Here is a 25,061-nt window from a genome sequence, read left to right as displayed (position 1 = left end):
AAGACCCAAACTGAAGTCCTACGCGCGTTCAATCGTGAGATCGACGGCAGTGGGGCCCTACACGTCCTAGGGCGTTGAGATCGTCATCCCAAGCGGACTTGGGCCTTCCTGTGGTTGCGTTGTTCGTACACTCCTGTTTGATTTCCTGGCAGAATACGTGTATCGAACACCAACAGTGGGCAGCTCGTGAACCAGGCAATTGAATATCACGTCCCCGGAATTGGAACCGCCCAATCACGCATCATGCAGCCGGGCGTGAAAAGAACGCGTGTATGGCGACAAGAAACAGGCCGGGAAGAATGTATGACGCAAGGATTCCCCAACCGGAACCGATCAGCCAGAGGGAAAGCGCAGCAACCGGAACGAGCGGAAGAATCTGCAACGCCTGCGTCTTCGCGTGGTAGAGGGGTGAAATACCAAAACCCGCGGCGGTGATGACGGTCGTGTCGGAATAGGGAATCATCAAACCGCCGGCGATCGAACCTGAGATCACGGCGCCGGCGACGAGCGGAATGAAGCTTTTCCCGCCCGTCGACATCGCCATCTGGAAGCCGATCGGCATCACGATCGCCATCGAACTCCAGCTGAAGCCCGTGGCAACGGTGATCAGGAAAGATACGAACATCGTCGCGACCGGAACCATCGCGGGTGACAGTTTGTCTCCGAGGAGCGATGTGAGCCAGACGCCGGTCCCGAGATCCGTCGATACGGCGGAAAGCCCTTTTGCGAGGAGAATGACGAGCCCGGTCGAAACCATCGACTTCACACCCTTGAACATCCCCCGGCGAATATCGGTCCAATCAAGGACGCTGTCGCGGCGGAAGAGAACGATAGCGGACAAAATAGAAATCATGACGGCTGCGTTCAGGATATCGACCGTCGGAAGGTCAGAAAACACGCTGATCAGCGTCAGTCCCTCGTTCCAGGAGTTGAGAACGTTTCTGAGCGTGAAGCCGAGCAATCCGAGAATCGCGAGGAGAACGAGACTTCCGAGCGGAACGAGAAGGTGCCGGAGATGTGTTTCCTCTTTCGGCTGAATCGAGGCATGCGCGGAAGACGCCGACGAACCGTCGTCGAGACGGGCGCCTATCCAGCGGCCGGACCAGGCGGTGAGTCCGGCGAGGAAGAGGCCGAAAAACGTCACGGCGTGATAGGGGAACGATCCCAGAAACAGCGCCGAAGAGCCCAGTTTCACGCCAAGCGGTTCGGCGGAGCTCACCAGAAGGGACGCCTCGAACCCCGCCCAGGTCGAGATCAGCACGACGGATACGACGACGGCGGTCTGGTCGACGATATAGGCGAGAAGGGCCGGCGAAATGCGATGCTTTGGGCACATCGTCCGCATCGATGCCCCGCAGATGAGCACGTTGGCGTAATCGTCGAAGAACACGCAAAGACTGAGAAGAAACGTCGCGACACGTGTTTTCCGGGCAGAGTCGAGCTTCACCGAGATAGCCTCGGAAAAACGTTCGTATGCGCCGCTTCGGGATATGATCTCGAGCAGGCCGCCGACCAGCACTATGAAGAATGCTATCTTCAGGCGTTCAACGTCGGTGAACGACAGTTTCAGATACTGGAGGCATGCGGAAAACCCGGCGCCGATGGCGGCGTGTTTGATCGTGAACGCCCCGGCGACGATCCCGAGGAACAGCGCCAGCGCGACGCGATGCGTCATGACGGCGGCCAGGATCGTCACCACCGCGGGAATAAGGGATAGAATGCCGAAATCGATCGTCATGTTCATTTCGATATATTGTGCACCATATATGTGAAGGGGCGGTTCGCGAACCGCCCCTACGGAAACACGATGAATTCCCCTGGGCCGGTCAGATCGCGATGGGATCCTTGATTTCGTAGCCGCGGGCGACAAGGGACTGTTCCTCGGCGGGGGTCATGACCTTGATCATGCCATCGTTGAGGCCGTGAATCTCGACGTGGTGGTCGCGGTACATCTGGAGCGCGGAGACGATCTCTTCGGTGACCGTCTGGCCAGGCACCAGCAGAGGGATTCCGGGGGGATAGGGCACGATCATCACAGTCGAGACCTTGCCGATGCTCTGCCTCAGAGGCAGCAGTTCGCCGTCGCAGTAGAAGGCATACCTGGGCTTGAAGCGTATCGGCGAGAGTGCCAGCCGGAAATCCTTCAGCACGCCGTCGGCATGCTCGAAGTTGCCGCTCATCGACTCGATGTTCTCGAGGGCGAGGTAGAGGCGGTTCAGCTTCGAGCGGGTGGCGCCGATCGTGATCAGCACGGTGAGCGTGTTGAACGTCGATTTCTCGATCTGGATATTGTGCTTGGTGAGCAGGAGGCGTTCCACTTCGCGACTGCTGAAGCCAGACTTCGAAACGTCGATCGTCAGCTTGGTCGGGTCGAGCCGCACATGGTCGAGCTCGTTGCGCAGCTCGTCAGAGATCAGGTCGTCGAGGCCGAGCACGCGAAACTTCTTGAGCGAGTTGATCGCCTCGCGCAGGGAACGCGACAGTTCGAGAGTTCTCGAGAGCAGGCTGTAGCCTTCCATCACCATCTGTTTGCGGGCGGCGTCGAGCGAGGCGATCATCGGATACTGGGGCGAGGTCGAGGTGTGCATGTTGAAGTTTTCCATGAAGAAGTCCTGGATCCGCTCGAAATCCGGATCGTTCACATGGATCATCGACGCCTGGCTGAACGCGCTCATCGTCTTGTGGGTCGACTGGGTCGAGTAGTCGGCGCCGGCCTGCATCGCGCAGGGGAAGAAATCGGGGTGGAACATCGCGTAGCCGTACCAGGCCTCGTCGATGATGACCTTGATGCCGCGCCTGTGCGCCTCCTCGACGATGTGGGCGATGTCGTAGGTGAGGCCGTCGTATGTGCAGTTGGTCAGAATCAGCGCTTTCACGTTCTTCTTCGCCGCGAGGGCTTTATCCATAGCGTCGAATATACGTTTCTTCGGCACGGGGCCGAAGATGCCGTAGGTGTTGTTGACCGAGGGCATCAGGTAGATCGGCTCGGCGCCGGCGAGCACGACGGCGTAATGAACGGACTTGTGGCAGTTGCGGTCGAGCAGGATCGCGTCGCCCGGCTTGAGCAGGGTCTGGATCAGGATCTTGTTCGACGTCGAGGTGCCGTTCGTCGAGAAGAAGGTGTAGCGTGCGCCGAACGCGCGGGCGGCCAGTTCCTGGGCTTCCTTGATGACGCCGGTGGGGTGGAGCAGCGAGTCGAGCATCGGCACCGAGACCGATACGTCGGAGCGGAACAGGTTCGGGCCGAAGAAGTCGTAGTAATCCTGCATCCAGGGCGAGTTGTTGACCGAGTAGCCCGACGCATGACCCGGGGTGTGCCATGAGTCGCGGGTGCTGTTGGCGTATTCGACGAGCTTCTCGAAGAACGGCGCGCGGTTCTTGCTGCTGATGACCTCGTTCTTCACCTTGTTCACGACGTCGTCCCAGTCCTGGTCGCCCTTGAAGAAGTAGCCGTTGAGCAGGCCGCCGGCCGTCACACCCGGGCCGCTCTTCTCGTCGGTCAGCAGGAACAGGTTGATCTCGTGGCGCAGTTTCAGGAACTCCCGAAGCATGTCCGGGCCGTGAATCATTCCGGAAGAGGGGGCGGCGTTCCGGGGGAGTTCCCACTCGGTGAGCACGACGTGAATGGCGCCGTCCTTCCGCAGAAGGGCGCAGGCCTCATCGAAGGTGCGCGCGGAAACGATGTTCAGGCCGCGCAGGGAAAGTTCGCGGGTCGAGTTGCCCAGCGACGACTCGTTCCGATCGATCAATAGTACATTGTATTTCATCAGCCGGCTCCTGGGGGAGATGCGGGTGCACCGTGCGTGACGGGGCGTTCGCGTCCGGATACTCTACCATGGCCGGAAGGTTTGTGCTACAATTCACACGCCGTGCGGGTTCGTCCCGCGCAGCGATTCCAGCCTTGACGGAGCCTGAGCAGCGTATGGCAGATACCGAAACGCCGGTCGTTTCCAATTTCATTCGCGATATCATCGAAAGTGACCTGAAGGCGAACAAGCACGGGGGTTGCGTCGTGACGCGCTTCCCACCTGAGCCGAACGGGTATCTCCACATCGGCCACGCAAAGTCGATCTGTCTGAACTTCGGGCTGGCGCGCGATTACAAGGGCGTCTGTCACCTGCGCATGGATGACACGAACCCGATCAAGGAAGACATCGAGTATGTCAACGCGATCATGGCCGACGTGCGCTGGCTGGGCTTCGACTGGGCCGACAAGATGTTTTTCGCGGCCGATTACTACGAGCGGCTGTACGGCTTCGCGGTCGAACTGATCAAGCTGGGAAAGGCATTCGTGTGCGAGCTGACGCCCGATCAGATGCGTGAATACCGAGGCACGCTGACCCAGCCGGGCAAGGAAAGCCCGTTCCGGAACCGCACGATCGAAGAAAACCTCGATCTGTTCGACCGGATGCGCAAGGGCGAGTTCCCCGACGGCAGCCGGACGCTGCGCGCGAAGATCGATATGGCCGCCTCGAACATCAACATGCGCGACCCGGTCATCTATCGTATCCTGCGTTCGACGCACCACCGCACCGGTGACACCTGGTGCATCTACCCGATGTATGACTTCGCCCACCCGCTGTCCGACATGATCGAGGGAATCACCCACTCGATCTGCACGCTCGAGTTCGAAGATCACCGGCCGCTCTACGACTGGTTCCTCGACACCCTGAAAACCCCCTGCCACCCGCAACAGATCGAATTCGCGCGCCTGAACCTGACCTACACCGTCATGAGCAAGCGTCGCCTGCTGACGCTGGTGAAGGAAAACATGGTGAACGGCTGGGACGACCCGCGCATGCCCACGATCGCGGGACTGCGCCGGCGCGGCTTCACACCCGAAGCGATCCGCGATTTCTGCGAGCGCATCGGCGTGGCCAAGGCGAACAGTACCGTCGATTACGGCCTGCTCGAACACTGCGTGCGCGATGACCTAAACAAACGTGCCCAGCGCGTGATGGCCGTCCAGCGGCCACTCAGGCTCGTCATCGAGAATTACCCCCAGGGCCAGACCGAAATGGTAGAGGTCGTGAACAATCCGGAAGATCCCTCGGCCGGCAAGCGCCAGGTGCCGTTCTCGGGAGTCGTCTACATAGAGCGGGAGGATTTCCAGGAGAACCCGCAGAAGGGCTTCTACCGGCTCTCGCCCGGCAAGGAAGTCCGCCTGAAGGGCGCGTATTACGTCACCTGCCAGTCGGTCGTGAAAGATACCGCAGGAAATATCACCGAGGTCCGCTGCACCTACGATCCGGCCTCGCGCGGCGGCGTCACGGCCGACGGCCGCAAGGTCAAGGGCACCTCTCACTGGGTTTCGGCCGCGCATGCGGTGAAGACCGAAGTGCGCCTCTATGACCAGCTGTTCACGGTCCCGAATCCCGGCGCAGATGAGAGCGTCGACTGGCACACCGAGCTGAATCCGAAGTCGCTCGAAGTGCTGAAGGAGTGCTGGGTCGAGCCCTCGCTGGCGAACGCCGTCGCGGGCACTCATTATCAGTTCGAGCGGATCGGCTACTACTGCGTCGACAAGGATTCGAAGCCCGGCGCCCCGGTCTTCAACCGCATCGTCGGCCTACGCGACTCGTGGGCCAAGGAACAGAAGAAACAACAGGCCTGATATATAAACATGATAATAGAATCCCCCGGCGAAGCCGGGGGATTCGCGCTTTCAGGGGGGCCTCCGACCCGGATCACTTGGAATAGGCTTCGGGCGGCTCCCGGATGCTTTCTTGTCGTATCGCAACTCTGACGGTCCCTGCCTGACGCGGGTAAGTGCTTTCCCATGCCTGCATCAGGAATGGATGCGCGCGTTGAGGCGTTGAAAGAAGGGGCTTGGTGGTCACGTGCAAAAAAGCGGGCACCGGTGGCGATGAAAATTCGGCCCCGTCATGATCGCCGGGTCATGATGGAACCGCGGAAACCCTTATTGGGAGCCGAAAAAATGAAAAGTATCATTATTGGCACGGTGCTTGCGAAACCAATATCCGCGTTTGAACGAAATCGATTTTATATCTGGACTGGAGGACTTTTCATGAAGCGGATACTGATGGTTGTTGCGATGGCGGCCCTGGCGTTCCCGGGCTATTCCGAACCTTTTGGCGGCCACGGTCAGCCTCAGCCCGGCCACGGCGGCAACGGCGGCTACCATCAGCCGGGACCCGGTTCTCAGCCTGGTCACGGTCCCCAGCCCGGCAACGGCGGATATGGTCCTCCTTCCCAGCCCGGTCATGGCCCCGGCGGCATGGGACACCCCCCGTATCCCGGCCACGGCGGCGGCTACAATCCCGCTCCGTTCCCCGGTCACGGCCCCGGCGGTCAGCACGACAACGGCCAGGCGATGCTTCGTGAATCGTTCCGGCGCATTCAGGGCTTGTTCCGGCTCGCCGAGACCAGCTTTTTCCCGGGCATGACCCGTCGCGACATGATGGAATGCGCCCGCACCCTGAGCCAGATCGAGCGCGAGATCTCCGACGTCCAGTTCCGTCTGCCCGGTATGGCTTCTCAAGATGCGGGTCGCGTTCAGCGCCAGGTCGGCCAGGCCCGGTTCGCCCTGATGACGGATTACAATGCCCGCGAAGCGCACCGGATCGTTCGCGGCGCGAGCATGGATTTCGACATGATCGTCGATCGCCTCATGGGGCGCTGATTATAGCGGATACGAAGAAGCCGGGGCTCCATTCGGAGAACCCCGGCTTCTTGCTGTGATCGAGTCCTCAATCGCATTCACGTTTTTCTATCGTTGAAAGTATATTTCTGATGTGGTCCTGCAGCTCTTCGAACTCGAATGGCTTCCGAACGAAACGGTCCGGTTGTTCCTGTGTCTTGTCGAGTTCTAGTTCCTCGACCGATCCGCTGATCATGATCACCGAAATTCCAGGCCTGATGCGGCGCAGGAACGGCAGCAGGGTCATGCCGTCCATGATGGGCATCTTGTGGTCGAGCAGGACGAGCGAAATATCGGATGCGTTCAGCCGGAATACCCTCAGCCCATCCATGCCGTTTTCCGCCGTCAGTACGCGGAATCCAAGATAGGAAAGCTGGATGCCGACCACCTTGCGGACAAGCTCGTCATCGTCGACCAGCAGGACCGTTCGCTTTTCCCCCCTTTTCGCAAACGAATTTTTCACCGCCCTTGCGTCATCCGTCTGGACCGACATTCCCTGTACAGCCATGTCTCGTGGATCCTCCCGTCTCTCCTGGTAATGCTTCTGTGACGACAGTATCCTCCTGGCTTTTGGGGAGAGGTATCCCATCGAATATACAAAAATCTGAAGAAAACTGACTATTGTTCCGTCACGCGGCAGGTGAAATGACGTTCACGAAAGGCAAGACACGATCAGAATCCCTGTTTCGTTTTGGAAAATTTCCCAGGACGGAGTTGCGTCGGGTACGTAAACGTAGTACCCTGTCCATGGCGTTCAATAAAGAGACAAAACGCCTGCATAAGAGTGAGAGTATGAGAGAGTTCAGAATCGTTCTTGCCGATGATCATCGGATGTTCAGGGAGTGCCTGAAGAAAATCATCGATTCCGTTGAGGGGCTGCGTGTCGTTGCCGAGGCCGGAGATGGCAGGCAGTTGACGGATATACTGAAAAGCGTTCCGTGCGAAATGGTGATCACCGACATCGCCATGCCCGAAATGGACGGCCTCGTGGCGCTGAAAGAGATCAGGCAGCGGTATCCGGATGTGACCGTCCTCATTTTGTCCATGTTCACCGACTACGAGCATTTCGAGCAGGCCAAAACCCTGGGTGCAGCGGGGTTTCTCACGAAGAGCGACGCTGCCGATGAAACCCTTCTCGCCATCCAGGCCATCAGGGACGGGAAAATGTATGTTTCGCCGGCCGTCACGCGGCTTCTCGGGGAGCGACAAATCCAGTCGATGAGCCAGCCGGGGGCACCTTCCGTAGAACTGCTGACGAAACGCGAAAAGCAGATCTTGACGCTGATCGCCAGGGGAAAGACGAGTCGATGCATTGCGGATGAACTCAGCATCAGCAAATTCACCGTCGAGAACCACCGCGCCAACATGATGCGGAAGCTTCACCTCAACAATGCGGTCGGCCTGCTCCGGTTCGCTCTCGAGAAGGGCCTTGGGTGACCGCGAAGGGATAGCGGTTTTTCACTAGATTTTTGGATCTTCGCCGGGATTCTCTTCGTTCGGCCTTTTATTGTACCCTCATGCCGGAGTGAAAGTGAGAGGCATCTGTGATGTGATGTCCCTGATATTCCCGGCGAAAGAAGAGATCAGCCGGGCATGAAACACCCTCGCCTGCATCCGCCGAATCCATGACGGGGGGTGTTTTTCTTGAATATACATATATAATAATATATAGTTATGAGGATCGGTAAATGAAGGAATACGAGTGTTCTCTGTGCGGATACCTGTATCAACCGGTGAAGGGCGACCTTCTGCATCATGTTCCTTCCTGCACATCGTTCGCCGACGTTCTCGAAACATGGGAATGCCCGGTGTGTCACGCTCCCAAGCGGTTCTTCCGGGAACATCACAGAAAGGGCGGAGAGCGCGACTTTCAACATCTCCTGCTGAAGAAAGCCTCTTGAGTTTCCGCGCGTCTCGTAAGTTGGGCGCCACGTATCACGAGCAATACATTGTATCCTCATCGACATGATGCCCCCGTTCGCCCTGCGTCTGTCGAAGGGCGAGAGCATTCGTGCTTCGACAGGCTCAGCACGAGCGGTATCGAGTATGCAAGTGATTGTCGTGTTCCTTGTGAGCGCCTGGAGGGCTAGGTCGGCGCCCGAACGCTCCGCGGCATCGCTCAAAAGACGTTTTTCTGACAGGAGCGAATGGCGGCGAACAGGTGTTCCAGCGTGCTGCCCTTGGGGATGTATGCGATCGCTCCTGCGCTGCGCATGACGTCGGCGGCATGCTCTTCCGCGTAGACGGAGAGGGCGATGACCTTGACGGCGGGCATCTCCTTCGCGATGCGGGAGGCGGCCTGGATGCCGTCCATCTCGGGCATGTTCACGTCGAGGATGACGACGTCGGGCTGAAGGAGATGAGCCTTCTCGATCGCCTCGATGCCGTTTTCCGCTTCCCCGATCACCTCGATGTCGGCTTCCGCCTGGAGTAGGATGGTTAATCCCTGACGGATCATCTTGTGATCGTCGGCCAGGAGAACGCGGATCGGATCGAATTTCGCCTCAACCGCCGGGCTTTGACAGCCGTTGGCGGTTTCTCCATTTTTCAGCGGGATGGAGATCGTGATCTTCGCACCATGTCCGGGAGCGCTGTCTATGAGAATCGTTCCTCCAAGGTGCAGAAGGCGCTCGCCGATGGAGAACAACCCGAATCCCTTTCTTGTGCCGGGTTTGATCGAATCCGGTGCGAATCCCCGTCCGTCGTCCTCCACGATGACCGTAAACCGGTTGTCGTGTTCGACGGGAATGACCAGTCGTGCCTCCCGGACTCCCGCATGTTTCAAAACGTTCAGCATCAGTTCGCGAACGGATTCGAACAGGAACGTCCGTTCTTCGAATGATGCCGGTTCGCGTTTTGCTTCCGAAACGAGATGCATTTTGAAGCAATGCTTTTCTTCCATATACCTGGCCAGCCAGGAAAAGGCGGCGTTCATGTCGGGCTTGCCGAGAACGGGGGGGGACAGTTCGATCGTCAGCGTGGTCGTCGCCGTGAGGGCCTCTTTCAGCGTGCTTTCGAGAATTGCGAGCGTGGCGCCGTTTTGATGGTTGGCGTTTCGGCGGAGCAGGCCGACCTGCATCTGGCCGCTGACGAGAAGCTGCTGGACATGATCGTGAAGCAGGGCCGCGATCCGCCGGCGTTCCCGCTGTTCCGTCTTGATGGAATCGGCGGCGAGTTCGCGGAGATTTTTCGCAAGCTCCCGGACATCCTCGGTTGCCTGTCTCAATGCTTCTTCCGTGTGCTTCCGCTCGGTTATATCCAGAATCTGGGACATGACCGAGATCATCTTGCCATGATCGTTCAGCAGGACGGAGTTGTACCACTCGCAGATGATGATCTTCCGGTCTTTCGTGTAATTCCGGTTGCAGGAGAACACGTGCCTTGAAACGCCGCTCGAGAGGCGTTCAGAGACTTTCCGGACATGGGGAATGTCATCCTCGAAAATCATGTCGAGGTCCATGATCTTCCTGCCGAGGATTTCAGAGGCTTTCCAGCCGAAGATCCGTTCGGATTCGCCGGACCAGCGGGTCACGACGAAATTCATGTCCCATTCGATGATACCCAGCGGAGAGTTGTCGGTGTGGAAGGCCAACCGCTGCTCGCTTTCGCGCAGGACTTCAGCGATCTGTTTTTCCCAGGTGATATCATGTGCGACGACCACCGAGCCGATGATCTGGCCGTCGATAGAGTGGATGGGACTGAAATTGTATCTTCCCGTCCAGGTTTCGCCGGTGCTTTTCAGGCGGAGGGTATACTCGACGTTTTCACCGCGTTCACCCCGGAGAGCCCTCGATACTGCACACATTTCCGGAAAAATCGGCGTTCCGTCGGCTGAGAACACCTCGAAGCGGCCAAAGCATTCGGAAATGCGTTTCGAACATTCTTCCTTGCTCTTGAATCGGTGATAGGAGGCGAACGCTTCGTTGAACACGACGAAATTCCCGACGGCATCGGAAATGAAAACGGCGTCTGAAGTGTTTGCCAGGGCCGATTCCAGCAACTTTCCGCTGCGATTCAGGTCGTCTTCGGTTCGTGTCTGCCGATTGGTGGAATCCGGGCTTGACGGGGCGGTGGGGCGTTGCGCAGCCGCCGGGACCGGTCTGCATGATTCGGCAAGCTGCCGTTCGAGTTCCGCGATCCTCTGCCGAAGCTTCTGCATCTCCTGCAGAAGACAGGCTTTCGTCATTCTCTCTTCATTCATGACATCATCTCATATCTGCCGATACTATATCATACAATACAACCATGTATGACAGACAAAACGTCCCGAACGGGTATCCTATCGGCATATTGTGCCATATCATGAAGAATCGTTTGCGAAAACGCCGACGATGGGAGGAGAAAAGACCATGCAGGATCATGACGGGATGAAAACATGTTCCATCTGTGGACATCTTCCGGAATTCAAGAAGGTGGAACTTCTTCACGGAACCGAACGGCTTCCCGAAGAGGTTGGCAGGCTGCGTATCGTCGGGGGAGCGGGAATCTACGGCGCCGACCAGATCCGCGTCTGTCCGGAGTGCGGAACGTATTACCGATTCATCCATGACCACGATTCCGAAGCCGGGTTGGGGGAGGGGTATACCGACGAGATGATCGGCCGGCTGACCGTAGGGCTGGTGCTCGAGGAGCTTCGAAAGATCGAACGTGGCTTGCACGCATCGATCGAGTGGTGGGCTGGGGAGGTCGCGAAAGGGAGCGGGGTGCATGCCGAACGTTTCCTTGCGGAACACGAGAGGGAACTCGAGCAGGTTTCCGCCGAAATTTCGAAACTCGGCCCGTGATCCGCCGCTCGGGTCCGGCTGAACTGCGCCATCCGGGCGCCGCCGGCCCACTTCCCGCATCGTGCGGGTCGGGTCCGGCTGGAACAATCCGCCGACGCAAATATTCGTTCGGTATTTCAGAAAATTTCGAATTTTACCGAAGTATAGGTGGGATACTCTGAAAGCGAGTCGCACGTTCCGGCGAAGACTCCGAAGGAAATGCGTGACTTGTTTTCGGGGGGTGCGATATCCTTACAGGATAGAATTGCCCTCGTGCGTATGAAACGCGGGAAGCTGGAAGACAAGGACGAGACTGCATGCCATTCATTGTCGGATTTTTGATCGTCTTCGGGTCCATAATAACGGGGTATCTGGAGGCCGGCGGGAAGCTCGGCCCCCTCATGCAGGTCGCTGAATTCATCATCATTGGCGGATCCATGTTCGGAGCCATCGTCATCGGCAGCGGATTCGGCGGAGTGAAGTCGGCTGTGGCGGGCGTCATAAGCCTGCTGAAACCGAAGGTCTTCGACAAGGCAAAATATCGAGAATTGATGGAAATGCTGTATGCCCTGTTCGACCTGGCGAGGCGCGAAGGCATTCTCGCACTCGAAGGCCACATCGACAACCCCACCAACAGCGAAATCTTCAAGCGCTTCCCCAACATCATGGCGAACCATCACGCGGTCGAATTCATCTGTGATTCGCTTCGCATGATCGTGACGGGCGGTATTGCCGACAACGAGATCGAGCGAATCATGATCGACGATCTCGATGTCGTTGCGGAAGAGGAGCTGATTCCATCGAGCATTTTCGCGACGGCGGGCGACAGCTTGCCAGGATTCGGCATCGTGGCGGCCGTTCTCGGAATCGTCATCACGATGCAGGCGATCAACGGCCCGCCCGAGCAGATCGGCTTCAAGGTGGCGGCGGCACTCGTCGGAACGTTCCTCGGCATTCTGCTTGCCTACGGCGTTTGCAACCCGATCGCGAAAGCGCTCGAAAACCAGGTCAAGGATGCGGAAGCATACATGGCGGTTATTCGATATTCTCTCGATGCGTTTTCCCGCGGATATGCCGCGAAGATCTGCATCGAAATCGCCCGGCGGCATGTGCCACCCCGGTACCGGTCGACCTTCGAGGAGACTGAGAAGTTCCTCTCCGCAAAGGGAACGGGCGGCTGAGCCTGATCTGAAGGCACACGACAGGAGGAATAACCATGGCCAGAAAGCATGGCGGCGGTCATCATGGCGGTACCTGGAAGGTGGCGTATGCCGACTTCATCACTGCCATGATGGCGTTCTTCCTCGTGATGTGGGTCATCGGTCTCAACCCGAACTCCAAGAAAGTCATCGAGGATTTTTTCAAGACGCCGCTCAGCTCGACGGCTGACCTTCTCTTTTTCAACGGTTTCAAGCCGAAAACGTATCCCGTGCCGTTCAACGTGGCGTGGCCGAACGTCACCAACCCGATTTCCATGCCCAAGCCCCGTCCTCTCAAGGACGCAAAGAATATCGCGGGGCTCAAGACCGAGCTGAAAAGCATGCCCGGCTATTCGACGAATGTCCGGATGAGCATCAACGAGGAGGAGATCCGCATCGATCTCGTCGACAACCAGCAGGCCAGCCTGTTTGGGACGATCAACGAGCGGTTCACCCCTCACGTGAAGCAGATGCTGACGCACCTTGCGGGTATCGTCCGCGACATGCCGAACCGGCTGGCCATCGAGGGACATACCAACAGCGTTCCTTACCAGGGACCGAACGGGGAGTCGAACTGGGAACTCTCGACCGAACGTGCGAACATGGCCCGTATCCTCCTCGAACAGAACGGCGTTCCCAAGGGCCAGATCATGGAGATCCGAGGCTGCGCCGATCAGAAGTTGATCGAGAAGCTCGATCCCCTCTCCTATGCGAACCGGCACATCTCGGTCATCGTGAAACGAAAAGTGCCCTTCTACGGGGATGCGAGCGAAGTCTTCGGGGAATGACCGGAACCGCCAGATGCTGAACAGCGATGAACGCCGGCGGCTGTTCCCGGTCACCGAGAAGTGGATCTACCTGAATCATGCCGCCGTCGGCCCTTTGCCATCCTACGGGCGGGACGCGGCCGAGCGGTATATCGAGTCTCTTTCCATCGAAGGCGAGAAACACTGGGAGCGCACCGGGGCGTTGATCGAGGAGCTGCGGGGCATGCTTGCCCGCGCGCTCCGGATGCCGGCGAACGGCATCGCCTTCACGCGCAACGTCTCGGAAGGTCTGTCGATTCTCTCGTCGGGCCTCGACTGGCGGTCGGGCGACAACGTCGTTTTGCCGAGCGTCGAGTTCCCCGCCAACGTCTACCCCTGGATGAACCTCGAACGGCTGGGTGTCGAACTCAGGCGCGTCGAGCCCGTCGAGGGCCGGATTTCAGTTGATAGTATAGCGAATACGATAAATGAACGGACGCGGCTCGTGTCGATCAGTTCCGTCCAGTTTTTCAGTGGCTTTGTCGCCGACCTGCCCGCGATTGCCGACGCGTGCCGAAAGCGCGGCGCATTGCTGTGCGTCGACTGCATCCAGCACCTGGGCGCTCTGCCGCTCGACATGGCGGCGTCGGGGATAGACTTTCTGGCCGGGGGCGGTCACAAATGGCTGATGGCCGGCGAGGGGATCGGTTTCGTCGCCTGCCGGCCCGAGCTTGCGGAGCGGCTGCGGCCGGGCCTGATCGGATGGCAGGGGGTGCGGCAGTGGGAGGACTTTTTCGACCAGCGGCTCGACTTCAAGGAAGGCGCGCTGCGATTCGAAACGGGGACGCTCTCGGCTCTCGGCATCCATACCCTGCATGCATCTCTGCGGGTGCTGGCCTCTTTCGGGATCGATCGGGCCGCAGATCTGGTGCGAGAAAACGCGCGGCTGGTGCGGCGCGGCGCGCTTCGGCGTGGCTTCGAACTTGCGCTTCCCGAGGCGGAAACGGCATCGGCGGCCGGGACGTCGGGCATCACATCGTTCCGGATCGAAGGCGTTTCGGCATCGGATACCGCGATGAAGCTTCGCGGGGTGGGCGTTCAGATCTCGGCTCGCCAGGGATACTTCAGGGTTTCGCCGCATTTCTACAACACACCGGACGAGATCGAGGAATTCTTTGCGCGCCTGGACGCGCTCGTAGGCTGATATGGCGCGAATCCCGCATCGGATGGAATGATATATGGATAGAGATGCGTTGCTGACCGATGTCATCATGCACCACTCGCCATTCGCGTGGTGGGAGTGGGACGTCATTCACGACAGGGTCGAGTTCAACGACCTGAAGGTGACGGCGCTTGGGTACCGCGTCGAGGATTTCGCGGGGAAGGGGTATCAGGCGTTCACCGACATTCTGCATCCCGAGGATTACCAGAAGACGATGGATGCGATGACGGACCTGCTGACCGGCCGAAAGAGCATCTATCAGACCGATTACCGGATCCGCGACTTTGAAAATCGGTATCACCGGTACATGGACCGGGGCGTCATCATCGACACGATCGGCAAGAAGATCTCGCGGGTGCGCGGCATCGTCATCGATCTCGGTCTCGAACAGGAAATCGGGGCGAACGTCGACGGCATCGTGGAACTGCTCCAGAAACACGCCGCCGACCGGGAAACCATTCTCGTCGTCTGCGCGGGGTGCGTGCGGCTGAAGATCGACAAGGACGAGTGGACGCCGCTCACAAAAGGTCTTGCGGCGGCGATCACGGACACCGTCTCACACGGAATCTGTCCGAACTGCCTTTATACCCTGTATCCCGAGCTTGCCGACAAGGTCCTGGAAAACCTGTCGAAGTGAAGGACCGCCTCAGGCGGGACTGGCCGGGCCGAGTTTTTCCTGGGCGATCTGGCGGATCGCGCGAAGGTCGAGCTTGCCGGTTCCGAGCATGGGCAGTTTGTCGACGCGGACGAAGCTGTCACGGCGCGGAATGAAGAGGTTGGGAAGGCCGCTCGCCGTCATTTGTTCGAGAATGCCGGGAACGCGGCTCTCGTCGAGTGTGTGAAGCACGGCCAGGCGCTCGCCCTTGCGCTCGTCCGGTATCGCCGTCACGGCGAACGTCATCACGTCGAGGCCGGATGCAGCCTGGAGCGCCTCTTCGACGCGGCCGTGGGGAACCATCTCACCGCCGATCTTCGAGAAGCGCGAGAGGCGGTCGGTGATGCGCACGAAGCCGTTCTCGTCCATGACGGCGATGTCGCCCGTCACATACCAGCCGTCGCGGATCGCCTTCGCCGTCAGATCCTCGCGGCCGATATACCCCTTCATGACGTTGGGGCCGCGCACGAGCAGCATGCCGGGCTTGCCGTGCGGAAGCGGCTCGCCGGAGTCCTGGTCGACGACCCGGATCGATAGCCCGGGAACGGGGTGCCCGACGAAGCCGCGCCGCGAGCCGAACTGGTAGATGCCGCGGCCGCGGAAGTCGAGCGTGCTGACCGTGATCGCCGGGGCGCACTCGGTCGCGCCGTAGCCCTCGATCGGCCGGATGCCGAACTTTTCCTCGAAGGCGTTCGCGACCTTGTCTGGAAGCCGCTCGGCGCCGGTGAGAACGATGCGAAGGGAACCGAGTTGGCCAGGTGTACACCGTCTCATATATATCTGAAGGAATGTCGGCGTCGCGATCAACATCGTCGCGCCGAACTTCTCGACGAGGCCGCCGATCGCGACCGAGTCGAGGGGGTTCGGGTGGAAGACGAGGCCGATCCCGGTGCGGAGGGCGAACCACATCGACATCGTTCCGAACGAGTGGAAGAGGGGCAGGACGCCGAGAAGCGTGTCGGAGCTGTCGACCGTGAGCACCTGGGCGACACCGTCGACGTTGCTGCCGATGTTCCAGTGGCTGAGCATGACGCCTTTCGGCTCGCCGGTGCTGCCGCTGCTGAAGATGATCGTCGCCGTCTCGTCGACGTCGGGCGTGCGTTCGGCGCCGGCGATGCGTTCGAGAAGCCGTATCGGGGCGGTCAGGGCGAGCGCGAGCGCGGACAGCCGGTCGAACCGAGTGATGTCCGCGGCGATATCCTCGAGATACAGCGGCTGAACCGTATCGGGGAGGTCGATCGCGGCTTTTTCGAGGAAGGCGCGGCTCGTCAGGACCGTTTTGAGGCCTGCCTGGCGGGCCGCGGAGGCCATTCCTGTCGGGCCGGCAGTCCAGTTCAGGTTGACGCTCACACGGCCGCCCAGCGCCGCGGCGACGTTCGTCCAGGCGCCTGCCGGTGTGGTCGGCAGGAGCAGACCGACGTTCTTCTGGCCTTCCCAGTGCGGGCGCAGGGCGCGCGACAGGGCGATGATCGAGGCAAGGGCCTCGATGCGGGAGGTGTGCCAGGTGTTGATGTCGCCGGCGGCGAACCTCCAGGGGCGTGTCCGGAGGGTGCGGATCGCGTAGTGATGGAGGGGACGGGCGTCTTCGCGGCGGTGTTCCCAGGCCGCGGTGCCCATTTCCATGACTATCTGACGGACCTGGGCGACACGGGTCTCGGCGGGAAGCGGCGTGCCGAAGGCTACGGTGATGGGGTGGGGGTAACGTTCGGGGATCTTGGTGAGGAACCGCCCGCCCGAGCGGCTGTAAACGCTTCCCCAGACGCGGTCGAGGTGGATCGGGATGATGGGCGCCGTGCGGCCCTTGATGATGCGCTCGAGGCCGCGCCGGAAGGGGAGCATCATGCCGGTGCGCGTCACTTCGCCCTCGGGGAAGATGCAGACCAGTTCGCCCTCGTCGAGGGAGGTGCCGGCGTCTCGGAGGGCCTTGAGGACGACCCGGAGGCCGCCGGTGCCCGAGACCGGGATGACGTGGAGGGCGCGCATGAACGGGTTCAGGAGCCAGTGGTTGTAATATATCTCGTCGACGATGAAGCGGACTGGCCGGTCGGTCGAGGCGATCACCAGGAAGCCGTCGATGAACGAGACGTGGTTCGAGACGAGCAGGGCGCCGCCCTCCCGGGGAACGTTGACGCTGCCGACGATGGTGAGCCGGTAAAATATATTTGTCGTTATAACGATGACGAGCCGGAGCAGAAAGTCGGGCAGGAGCCACAAGGCCCAGAGCGTGCCGCCCGTCGTCAGCAGGGCCGTGCAGAGGATGATCTCGCGGGCGTCGAAGCCGGTATTGGCTAGCAGACCCGCGCCGAGCGAGCCGGCGACCGTGCCGCCGAAGATGAACACATTGGCGAGGGCGATGACGGCACCGCGCCGGTGGGCGGGTGAGCGCCACTGCATGATCGAGTCGAGCGGCACCAGGATGAGGCCGCTGGAGACGCCGAGAATCGCCATGACGAGCAGGGTTCCGGCGATGCCAGGGCCGAAAAGGCCGAACAATACGGTGAAGGCGGCGATGCCGACCGAGCCGAGCGGTATCAGGCCGTATTCTACTTTGGGGCCGGAAAGTCGCGCGGCGAGCATGCTGCCGGCGGCGACGCCGATGCCGTAGAGCGCCATTGGCAGCCCAGAGAGCGTGTCGGAATTGGAGCTTCCGGCCGTGATGCCTTTCGCATAGACGAGGATGTCCTGCCCGAGCAGGCTGACGATGCCCCAGAACAGAATCGATCCCATCACCGAGAGGCGCAGGACACGGTCACCGGAGAGGATCGACCAGGCGTCGCGCACCGACTCGACCACGCCGACCGATTCCAGCGTTGCCGGCTGAACCTTCGGAATGCTCATCGAGGCGAACCAGCCCCCGGTCGCGCACAACGTCAGCACGGCACCGGCGATCCAAGGGCTGCTGCCGGACGCGTCGAGCAGGAAACCGCCGAGTGCCGTACCTACGATGATCGCGAGAAACGTCCACATCTCGAGGAGACCGTTCGCATGGGCCAGCTTCTCGTGCGGTACGAGCTCTGGGATGATGCCGTATTTCGACGGGCTGTACAGCGCCGACTGGAACGACATGAGGCCGAGCGCCGCGAACAGCGGCCAGATCGACCCGCCCATGGCAAGGGAGACCGTGCCGCCGAGCAGCACTAGGACTTCGAACAGCTTCAGCCAGACGATGACCGTCCGCTTGCTGAACCGGTCGGCGATCGGGCCTGCCGGCAGTGAGAAGACGGCAAGCGGAAGGGTGTACACCACGAACGCGATCGTCGCCTGCGACTGCGACGCCGTCTCGAACGCCGCCGATCCCGGCGCGAGCCCTGCCGTCGCTGCACGGATCGACAACAGCGCCACGACCATCTTCCACGCGTGGTCGTTGAACGCCCCCAGAAACTCCGCCAGCAACAGCCCAGTGAGCGGGGATGAGGTTGATGGTGTCGGGACGACTGTCTGATGATCGCTCATATCGAATTCCTCTCGCTCCTCGTGTGTGTGCATGTCACCCGTATACTAGCCTGTTTTTCTGCCGGGATCCACCAGAAGAGAGTTGCAGGTTGCCTGAGTTGGTGTACACTGTGCGGCATGAGTGCGTGGAAGTTTCGGACGAAGGTCGTTGGGGCGCTGCTGCTGGCGGTGCTGGGGCCGCTGGTGCTGTTCGGGGCGGTTACATGGCGGCTGGTCGAACGGTCGGTGCGGGACGACGCGGTGGCGCTGCACCAGGCGATCCTGCGGGGGGTGACCTCGGGGGTCGAGTTGTACATCGGAGCGCAGCGGGCACGGCTCGAAACGCTGGCCCGACAGCCGGATGTGCAGAGCCTCGATCCCGAGCGGGTGTGCTCGGCACTGGCCGAGTTCGTCGGGGAAGAACCCTTCTTTCGAGGCGCGGCGGTGGCCGATGCGTCGTCGACAGTGCGGGCCTCGTTCAACCGGGATGAACGCGAGACCCTCTGGCGCCGCGGCGAAAGGCTGAGCATGCTGTCTGCGACAGGCACGTTGCTGATGCAGGTTCCTGTGAACTCGTTCACGGACGACGGGGTTCGCATCGGGACGCTCGTGGCGCGCGGCACCCTGTCGGGGCCGGATATCCAGGACATTCTCGACACCCTTTCTGTGCCGGAGAACGAGTATGTCTGCCTGCTCGCGAGAACCGGCGAGATCACGGCGCGGCGCGGCGCGGGGCTTCCGATCGGGGCGCGGCGGTTCGTGCTGCCGGCCTCTCTCGTGGCGTGCGCTGACAGCCTCACCGAAACGACCTATACGATGCCCCTGAAATACGGTGAACAAAACGATATCGTTTCACTCACCTGGCGTCCGGCCCTCAACGGCTGGGTGGCGGCCGGAACTCCGGCGTCCGACGCATTCCGGCTGATCGGCACGCTTCGGGCGAACTTCGGTCTCGTGCTGCTGCTCGCGGTCGTGATGGCGGTTGTTGCCGGCGGCTGGGTCGCGGCATCGGTCACGAGCCCGATCTCGGCGCTGATCGGGGGGCTGGCGAAGCTGCGCGACGGCGAGTTCTCGCACCGGGTCGAGATCGGCACCGGCGACGAGCTCGACGAGGCGGGGAAGGGGCTCAACGCGCTCGCCGCCGTGCTGCAGAAGAAGATCCTGATCGGTTCTATATGGGAGCGTATACGAAACGAGCCGAAGTCGCCGGCCGACCCGAAGAAATGAGCGGCCTGCTTCCGCCTGCCGGGGTGCTGATGATAGGGCTGTTCAGCCTGCTTCTCCGCGCGGCGGTCAACGTCTTCTTCATCGCCGGCCAGACGCTGTTCTTCAAGACCGCCGGCGTGACGGGCCTGCCGTACGTCTACGCGGTGATGAACGTCGTCTACATCTCCCTCCAGGCGGGCGCCGTGCGGCATCTCACCGGCTCGTCGGGAACCTACCTGCAGCGACTCTCGGCCGCCTTCTTCGCCATAGCCTTCGTGCGCCTGTTTGCGCCGGTCGGCGATTCGGCCTGGCTCGACACGGGATTTCTGCTTGCCGTCATGGTGTACGAGCTGTTTTTCAACCAGTTCTTCACACACTGGCTGAACGAGGTGCTGCCGCTCGACGAGGGCAAGCGATATCTGCCGTTCATCAACGGCTGCGGCAGTCTCAGCTTCATCCTGAGTGGCGTCGTGATGCGTCTCGCTCTCTCGGTCGCGAGCCTGCCGACCGTGATGGCGGCCGACGTTTTCGCCTTCGCGGGCGCCGCCGCGCTGTTCGGGCTTGTCCGGGGCCGTTTCAGGGAACGCTCGGAATCAGTCTCTCCGGCCTCGCCGGTGCCGCCTGCAGAGCCATCCGGAGCCGAATCCGCACCTCCCGGCCCGGACGTCGGTGGCTCCTTCGCGAATAGGCTTGCCGCCCTGGCCCTGCTCTTCACCCTGTCGAAATACTGGCTCGACTATCAGTATTCGCGGGCGATCACGACGGCTTGCGATACCCCCGAGCGGCTCGCCTCGTTCATCGCGACGTTCACGGCCTGCACCGATGCGCTGGTTCTGCTGACGCAGATGGCTGTCGCCGGCTTTGTCATGAAGTCCGTGCGGCTGACACGCATTCTCGCATTTTTGCCGGTAACGGTCGGCCTCGCCGCCCTCGCCTCGACGGGCGGGGCGATCTCCACCGTCCTGGCAACGCAGTTTCTCTTCACCTGGCTTGCCAAATCCTTCCACCATTCGGCGATGTCGCTCATCGTCGGCGTTCTGCCCGCAAAACCGCGCCTGAAGGCGCTGAGCACGATCGGCATCTGTGCCTCGGCCGGCTCGATGGCTTCCGCCCTCCTGCTGATGGCCGTCCAGACCAGTCTCGCTCCGGGAATCGCGTTCGGGAGTCTCGCGCTAGTCCTTGGCCTGATGACCGCTTCAATCCTTCCACTCGAATGGGCATGGGAAGCGGCTATCGGACGCATCTTGGACGGCGAGGCCGCGGCATCGGGGCGCGGCGGGCGGCTGATGGCGATCGAGTCGCTGCGAGCCCTCTCGCCGGCCGAACGACTCCAGAGGCTCGAGACCCTGCTTCGCGGAACAGAAGAGGAACGACTCGCGGCACTGGACCTCCTCGACGGCATTCCTCGTGCCGCCTGGCAGCAACCCCTCGTCGAGCTCCTTCGGGCAGAGGCGTCGCCGACCGTCCGCGCCGGCGTCGTACGGCGGCTCCTTTCGGGTGACGGGGTCGTTTCCCGCTGGGTCGGCGCGGACCTACTCGCCGCCGGAGAAACCGATCCACGCGTTCTCTCGAACCTGCTCGAAGGTCTGGCCGACATCGACGCGGACCGGGCGTTTCTGCCCTGGATCCGCACCTGCCTCGATCACCCGCATCACCGTGTCCGTGCGGCCGCCGCCGAAGGACTCATCCGCCTGAGCGGCGACGCCGGCGATATCGAAACCGGTCTTCGCTCGCTGTCCGGTATGAGTCGTTCTGCGGACCCCATTAAACGTGCTGCCGCAATCGCGGTTCTCGGGCGTCTCCAGCACGAGTCATTCTTCGACGAGCTGACATCCGGCCTCTCGGACCCGGACGAGCGTGTCGCTGGCCAGGCGATCGCCGCCCTGCGGCGGCTTCCCCTGCCTGAGACCGGCCAGGTGCTGAAAACGGCGGCCGAAACGCTTCCGAAACATCTTGCTCCGGAAGCCGAGGCGGCTGCCCAGGCCATAGAGATGCTGACCTGCAGAGGCATTTCCCAAGTCGTCGAAACCCTCGACCCGGCCGAGCGTGCCCAGGTCGTGAGTCGGTTGGGAACATGGCGGCATGATTCCAGGATTTATCTTCTGATCCGCGCTCTGCAAGTCGAACCGGACGGTCTGCGCGCCGCGCTCGCCGAAGCGATAGAAACGGTCGGTTCGCCCGACGTCCGGCGGCTCATCACTCATGGCTTCGGTCAGGATGGAAGCGCCGTCGTGTGGATTGCGGAGCGGGTTGCCCCGGAGATTCAGGGGCTTGCCGTTCAGGACCTGGCTGACGTGACCCTGCTTCTGCGGCTGATGCGGGAACACGGCGCTCACGACAGGATCGGAACGTTGCTGGTTCCCCTGCTCGAGCGCATCGAGCTGGATATCTCCGAAACGCCGGTGCGGTCGGTTGAATCCGATCTGCGGCTGAGACTGGCCATCACGGCGGCTTCCGCCAGGGCATCCGACCCGGCCGGTATCGTCGATGCGCTCGAGCGGGCACTGCGCGGTGATCGGTTCGTCGCGTCGCTTTCCTGGGAATTTCTCGATCTTCAGCTCGGCACGGAAGTGGCGGGCCGGCTCAGACGGCTGATGAAAACGGTCACCTCGGCCTTCCCGACATCTGGTAAAATCACCGGACACCCATGACAAACGGATTGATGCACAGGTTCGGAAGACTCGCGGCCTCGGTCGCGTTCGGTCTCATGCTGGCGCTCGCCACGGGGTGTGGAGAAGGCGACGGCACAAACGGGCTTCGTCTCGAGGTCGACGAGCGGCTTCCCGTGCAGTTCGGCGTCTTTCCCTTCCTCGAGCGCGGCGAGCTCGAGAAAGCCCTGGCGCCCCTGACGGGATATCTAGCCGCGAAGCTGGGCCGGGACGTTCGGATCCAGCTCGTCGCGGATTACGCCGATCTCGAGCGACTCGTCAGGCAGCGACGAATCGACATCGGCTGGTTTTCACCTCGTTCAAGGCAGGTGGGGGCACAGGGAGTCATGATTCCCGTTTGCCGCCCGCGGACCCGTTCGGGAAGCTACCAGGGGCTCATCGTCGCGAGGCGCGCATCGGGCGTGACGGACCTGGCAGGTTTGGCCTCTGGCAGTTTCGCCTATGTCGATCGCGGCTCGAAGAGCGGTTTCCTGTATCCGAATCGCGTGTTCGTGGAGCGGGGAATCGAACCTCTCCGGTTTTTCCGTTCGATTTCCTGGGCGGGCAACCATGAAACCTGCGTCAGAGGCGTGCTCGACGGCAGGTGGGACGCCGCCGCCGTGACGTCGCTCGTCCTGAAGAACAGTCCAGCTTCCGTGACCGGGAACCTCGTCGTTCTCGCCACGACCGCGGCGATTCTGACCGATCCAATCGTCATCCGGGACGGCTCGCCCGGCCTGGGACGAGAGACGGTCCGCAGCCTGTTTTCCGGCATGGCCTCGGATACGGAAGGGGCGCACGTCATCGCGAGTTTGGCTGTATCGTTTGGTATATTTGGCTTCGACGCCCTGACTGAGGCCGAGCGATGAAGCTCAGCGGGCCGGTCACCGTGCACGGCCAGGGAATCCGGGGCGAGGGTCCGGCTCATTCCCCTTTTGCCATCGGCCTGCGGCCACGAGGGGATGAAACAGAGGGACCGGTCCATCTCGTGTGTTTCGACCGCATGGAGAAGAAGGCCATCCTAAGCCGCATGAGCGTCCGGGGCGAGAAGCCCCTGGCCGGTTCACGGTCGCCCGTCTTTTACGGCACGCTCGACGAGCATGAGGTGACGCTTCTTCGCCTGCCGTACGGCGACGATCCAGATCTGCTCTCGCGGGTCGTAAAAAAATATTTTGCAGTATATAAACCTGTCTTCGTCATTTCACTCGGTTCCTGTATGGCTTTTACCGAGGATCTTCGCACGGGGGATGTGCTCGTGACGCAACGGGCGATTTTCGAAGGCGCGAGCATCGAGATTCCCCGGATTCCAGCATATGACGCGCTCCTGCGGGCGGCCCCGCACCATGTCAGGGTCAGGGGGGCGACGACGCTGACAGTGCGGAAATTCGTAGGCTCGTCGGAGGATCGGGAGCGCCTGCGCTCGCTGTATCCGGATGCCGAAATGCTCGAGATGGAGGATTACCACCTTGCCAGGATTTTCGGGGAGACCGGAACCGGCTTCATCAGCCTTCGGGCCGTCACCGATCGGGGAGACTTCGGAGACCATGTCGAAAACCTCGGCCTGGCGATCGACCGCACGCTTCTCCTGGCACGCCGGATGATCCGGCAGATGTCGCTCGAGCGTCGCCTCGCATTCCAACCGAACCCGCCGACATCAGATATACCGTATAATATATATGTCAAAACGGCGGGACGGGAACTCACGCTTCCGCGGGCCATCCATCTGGCCCGGACGGTCGTTCACGGTTTCGGTCTCGGCCGGATTCTCCCAGACGGTGCCCGTCTCGACCTTGTCACCTGCGGTGACGGGGAGTTTTCGGAATGGTTGTCCGCGCCGGGCGGCCGCGCGGCTGTCGTCGAAACCTCGGCCTGGGTGTTCCTGTATGCCGCCGGAGAACGGTATGCGAAGCTGATTCTGCGTGAAGGGGCGCTCGACGAACCGCCCGGGTCGATCCTGGCCGGGATGCTCCGCCATTGTGAGATGCGCGAGGTGCCAGCTAAGCCCGAGGACCCGGTCGAAGGCTGTCTTCCTGCTTGCCGCAGCATCCACGTCCAGGGCCTCAACTCGATTTCCGCCGAGCCGGAGGAAGGGCTGCTTGCCGCGACGACGCTCGAGGAGTTCCTGGCGAACGGCGTGCCGGTGGTCGACTCGGGAGCGGCCGACATCTGGATCTACCGGACGGCGAACGCGGATTCCGCCTCGTATTTCGATCCGCCCTACGAACTTCCGATGCGCTTTCCCGGGCCGCCTTCGTCGGGAACGGCGCTGATCGCGACGGGGCTCGGACCGGCCATCGACCCTGAGGCGCCGGGCGGCGTTTCGGCCGATGCGCTGATGCTTGGCGACGAGCAGGGAGGGCGATTGGTCAGTTATCTCGAGGACCTCTGCGCCGCGCCCTTCCGGGCCGATGACGTGTTCAGGTATCCCGGCGTCGCCCAGCGGCTCGGTGCGGAATCGGCCGCGCTCGGCCGCCTCGACCGACGGGCCCTGCTGACCCAGGCGGGGCTGAACACCCTGCGGTTCGACCC

Annotated in this window: 18 protein-coding genes; 13 read left to right on the top strand and 5 right to left on the bottom strand. The window is 61.3% G+C overall.

The features are described 5' to 3' along the window. Nucleotides 1–241: 241 nt before the first annotated feature. Nucleotides 242–1,738 carry a Na+/H+ antiporter NhaC family protein gene (locus PLU72_18815; protein HOT30238.1) on the bottom strand — a complete coding sequence of 499 codons (1,497 nt, stop codon included), beginning with the start codon at nucleotides 1,736–1,738 and terminating at the stop codon, nucleotides 242–244. 88 nt (nucleotides 1,739–1,826) lie between these two features. Next, nucleotides 1,827–3,767 carry an aminotransferase class I/II-fold pyridoxal phosphate-dependent enzyme gene (locus PLU72_18810; protein HOT30237.1) on the bottom strand — a complete coding sequence of 647 codons (1,941 nt, stop codon included), beginning with the start codon at nucleotides 3,765–3,767 and terminating at the stop codon, nucleotides 1,827–1,829. A 155-nt stretch (nucleotides 3,768–3,922) separates the two neighbouring features. Here PLU72_18810 and PLU72_18805 point away from each other — a divergent pair, with 155 nt between their 5' ends. Both PLU72_18805 and PLU72_18800 read left to right on the top strand, forming a co-directional pair. Then, complete coding sequence (locus PLU72_18805; GenBank protein HOT30236.1) at nucleotides 3,923–5,614, top strand: glutamine--tRNA ligase/YqeY domain fusion protein; 1,692 nt, start codon at nucleotides 3,923–3,925, stop codon at nucleotides 5,612–5,614. A 414-nt stretch (nucleotides 5,615–6,028) separates the two neighbouring features. Then, a complete protein-coding gene (locus PLU72_18800) occupies nucleotides 6,029–6,643 on the top strand; it encodes a hypothetical protein (protein ID HOT30235.1) in 615 nt (204 codons plus the stop codon). Between the two features lie 67 nt (nucleotides 6,644–6,710). On the opposite strand, the gene PLU72_18795 is transcribed toward PLU72_18800, so the two are convergent. After that, nucleotides 6,711–7,169, bottom strand: coding sequence for a response regulator (locus PLU72_18795; GenBank protein HOT30234.1), 459 nt, complete (start codon nucleotides 7,167–7,169; stop codon nucleotides 6,711–6,713). A 284-nt stretch (nucleotides 7,170–7,453) separates the two neighbouring features. Between PLU72_18795 and PLU72_18790 the strand changes: the two genes are divergently transcribed. Both PLU72_18790 and PLU72_18785 read left to right on the top strand, forming a co-directional pair. Further along, complete coding sequence (locus PLU72_18790; GenBank protein HOT30233.1) at nucleotides 7,454–8,098, top strand: response regulator transcription factor; 645 nt, start codon at nucleotides 7,454–7,456, stop codon at nucleotides 8,096–8,098. 251 nt (nucleotides 8,099–8,349) lie between these two features. Beyond that, nucleotides 8,350–8,562 carry a rubredoxin gene (locus tag PLU72_18785; GenBank protein ID HOT30232.1) on the top strand — a complete coding sequence of 71 codons (213 nt, stop codon included), beginning with the start codon at nucleotides 8,350–8,352 and terminating at the stop codon, nucleotides 8,560–8,562. Nucleotides 8,563–8,780: 218 nt separating this feature from the next. Here PLU72_18785 and PLU72_18780 read toward each other — a convergent pair whose 3' ends face one another. Next, nucleotides 8,781–10,862, bottom strand: a complete 2,082-nt coding sequence (locus PLU72_18780; protein ID HOT30231.1) for a PAS domain S-box protein — start codon at nucleotides 10,860–10,862, stop codon at nucleotides 8,781–8,783. A 148-nt stretch (nucleotides 10,863–11,010) separates the two neighbouring features. On the opposite strand from PLU72_18780, the gene PLU72_18775 reads away from it, so the two are divergent. From PLU72_18775 to PLU72_18755, 5 genes are all read left to right on the top strand, one after another. Continuing rightward, on the top strand, nucleotides 11,011–11,445 hold the full coding sequence (locus PLU72_18775) for a hypothetical protein (protein HOT30230.1): 435 nt from the start codon (nucleotides 11,011–11,013) through the stop codon (nucleotides 11,443–11,445). 296 nt (nucleotides 11,446–11,741) lie between these two features. Next, nucleotides 11,742–12,605, top strand: coding sequence for a flagellar motor stator protein MotA (motA, locus tag PLU72_18770; GenBank protein ID HOT30229.1), 864 nt, complete (start codon nucleotides 11,742–11,744; stop codon nucleotides 12,603–12,605). A 35-nt stretch (nucleotides 12,606–12,640) separates the two neighbouring features. Then, nucleotides 12,641–13,411, top strand: coding sequence for a flagellar motor protein MotB (locus PLU72_18765; protein HOT30228.1), 771 nt, complete (start codon nucleotides 12,641–12,643; stop codon nucleotides 13,409–13,411). Nucleotides 13,412–13,424: 13 nt separating this feature from the next. After that, the gene (locus PLU72_18760) at nucleotides 13,425–14,573 is read left to right on the top strand and encodes an aminotransferase class V-fold PLP-dependent enzyme (protein HOT30227.1); all 1,149 of its coding nucleotides are present in this window, start codon (nucleotides 13,425–13,427) and stop codon (nucleotides 14,571–14,573) included. A gap of 34 nt (nucleotides 14,574–14,607) precedes the next feature. After that, on the top strand, nucleotides 14,608–15,228 hold the full coding sequence (locus PLU72_18755) for a PAS domain-containing protein (protein HOT30226.1): 621 nt from the start codon (nucleotides 14,608–14,610) through the stop codon (nucleotides 15,226–15,228). Between the two features lie 9 nt (nucleotides 15,229–15,237). On the opposite strand, the gene PLU72_18750 is transcribed toward PLU72_18755, so the two are convergent. After that, nucleotides 15,238–18,699 carry an acyl-[ACP]--phospholipid O-acyltransferase gene (locus PLU72_18750; protein HOT30225.1) on the bottom strand — a complete coding sequence of 1,154 codons (3,462 nt, stop codon included), beginning with the start codon at nucleotides 18,697–18,699 and terminating at the stop codon, nucleotides 15,238–15,240. 117 nt (nucleotides 18,700–18,816) lie between these two features. On the opposite strand from PLU72_18750, the gene PLU72_18745 reads away from it, so the two are divergent. From PLU72_18745 to PLU72_18730, 4 genes are all read left to right on the top strand, one after another. Continuing rightward, on the top strand, nucleotides 18,817–19,905 hold the full coding sequence (locus PLU72_18745) for a cache and HAMP domain-containing protein (GenBank protein ID HOT30224.1): 1,089 nt from the start codon (nucleotides 18,817–18,819) through the stop codon (nucleotides 19,903–19,905). Then, nucleotides 19,854–22,535, top strand: coding sequence for a HEAT repeat domain-containing protein (locus tag PLU72_18740; GenBank protein HOT30223.1), 2,682 nt, complete (start codon nucleotides 19,854–19,856; stop codon nucleotides 22,533–22,535). The genes PLU72_18745 and PLU72_18740 overlap by 52 nt, the downstream gene beginning before the upstream one ends. Continuing rightward, entirely contained in the window at nucleotides 22,532–23,401 is an 870-nt protein-coding gene (locus PLU72_18735) for a PhnD/SsuA/transferrin family substrate-binding protein (GenBank protein HOT30222.1), read from the top strand. The genes PLU72_18740 and PLU72_18735 overlap by 4 nt, the downstream gene beginning before the upstream one ends. Then, on the top strand, nucleotides 23,398–25,061 hold a 1,664-nt coding region (locus PLU72_18730; GenBank protein HOT30221.1), incomplete at its 3' end, for a hypothetical protein. The genes PLU72_18735 and PLU72_18730, both read left to right, overlap by 4 nt.

The sequence above is a fragment of the Candidatus Ozemobacteraceae bacterium genome, from assembly GCA_035373905.1.
Lineage (GTDB): Bacteria > Muiribacteriota > Ozemobacteria > Ozemobacterales > Ozemobacteraceae > MWAR01.
The sequence above is the reverse complement of the archived record's forward strand: the minus strand, read 5'-3'. Positions and strand labels throughout refer to the sequence as shown.

Coding starts and splice junctions, on each gene's coding strand:
- PLU72_18740 (HOT30223.1), top strand. CDS start 19,854: ATGGGAGCGTATACGAAACGAGCCGAAGTCGCCGGCCGACCCGAAGAA.
- PLU72_18750 (HOT30225.1), bottom strand. CDS start 18,699: ATGAGCGATCATCAGACAGTCGTCCCGACACCATCAACCTCATCCCCG.
- PLU72_18785 (HOT30232.1), top strand. CDS start 8,350: ATGAAGGAATACGAGTGTTCTCTGTGCGGATACCTGTATCAACCGGTG.
- PLU72_18795 (HOT30234.1), bottom strand. CDS start 7,169: ATGGCTGTACAGGGAATGTCGGTCCAGACGGATGACGCAAGGGCGGTG.
- PLU72_18790 (HOT30233.1), top strand. CDS start 7,454: ATGAGAGAGTTCAGAATCGTTCTTGCCGATGATCATCGGATGTTCAGG.
- PLU72_18760 (HOT30227.1), top strand. CDS start 13,425: ATGCTGAACAGCGATGAACGCCGGCGGCTGTTCCCGGTCACCGAGAAG.
- PLU72_18755 (HOT30226.1), top strand. CDS start 14,608: ATGGATAGAGATGCGTTGCTGACCGATGTCATCATGCACCACTCGCCA.
- PLU72_18815 (HOT30238.1), bottom strand. CDS start 1,738: ATGACGATCGATTTCGGCATTCTATCCCTTATTCCCGCGGTGGTGACG.
- PLU72_18765 (HOT30228.1), top strand. CDS start 12,641: ATGGCCAGAAAGCATGGCGGCGGTCATCATGGCGGTACCTGGAAGGTG.
- PLU72_18735 (HOT30222.1), top strand. CDS start 22,532: ATGACAAACGGATTGATGCACAGGTTCGGAAGACTCGCGGCCTCGGTC.
- PLU72_18810 (HOT30237.1), bottom strand. CDS start 3,767: ATGAAATACAATGTACTATTGATCGATCGGAACGAGTCGTCGCTGGGC.
- PLU72_18775 (HOT30230.1), top strand. CDS start 11,011: ATGCAGGATCATGACGGGATGAAAACATGTTCCATCTGTGGACATCTT.
- PLU72_18780 (HOT30231.1), bottom strand. CDS start 10,862: ATGAATGAAGAGAGAATGACGAAAGCCTGTCTTCTGCAGGAGATGCAG.
- PLU72_18805 (HOT30236.1), top strand. CDS start 3,923: ATGGCAGATACCGAAACGCCGGTCGTTTCCAATTTCATTCGCGATATC.
- PLU72_18745 (HOT30224.1), top strand. CDS start 18,817: ATGAGTGCGTGGAAGTTTCGGACGAAGGTCGTTGGGGCGCTGCTGCTG.
- motA (HOT30229.1), top strand. CDS start 11,742: ATGCCATTCATTGTCGGATTTTTGATCGTCTTCGGGTCCATAATAACG.
- PLU72_18800 (HOT30235.1), top strand. CDS start 6,029: ATGAAGCGGATACTGATGGTTGTTGCGATGGCGGCCCTGGCGTTCCCG.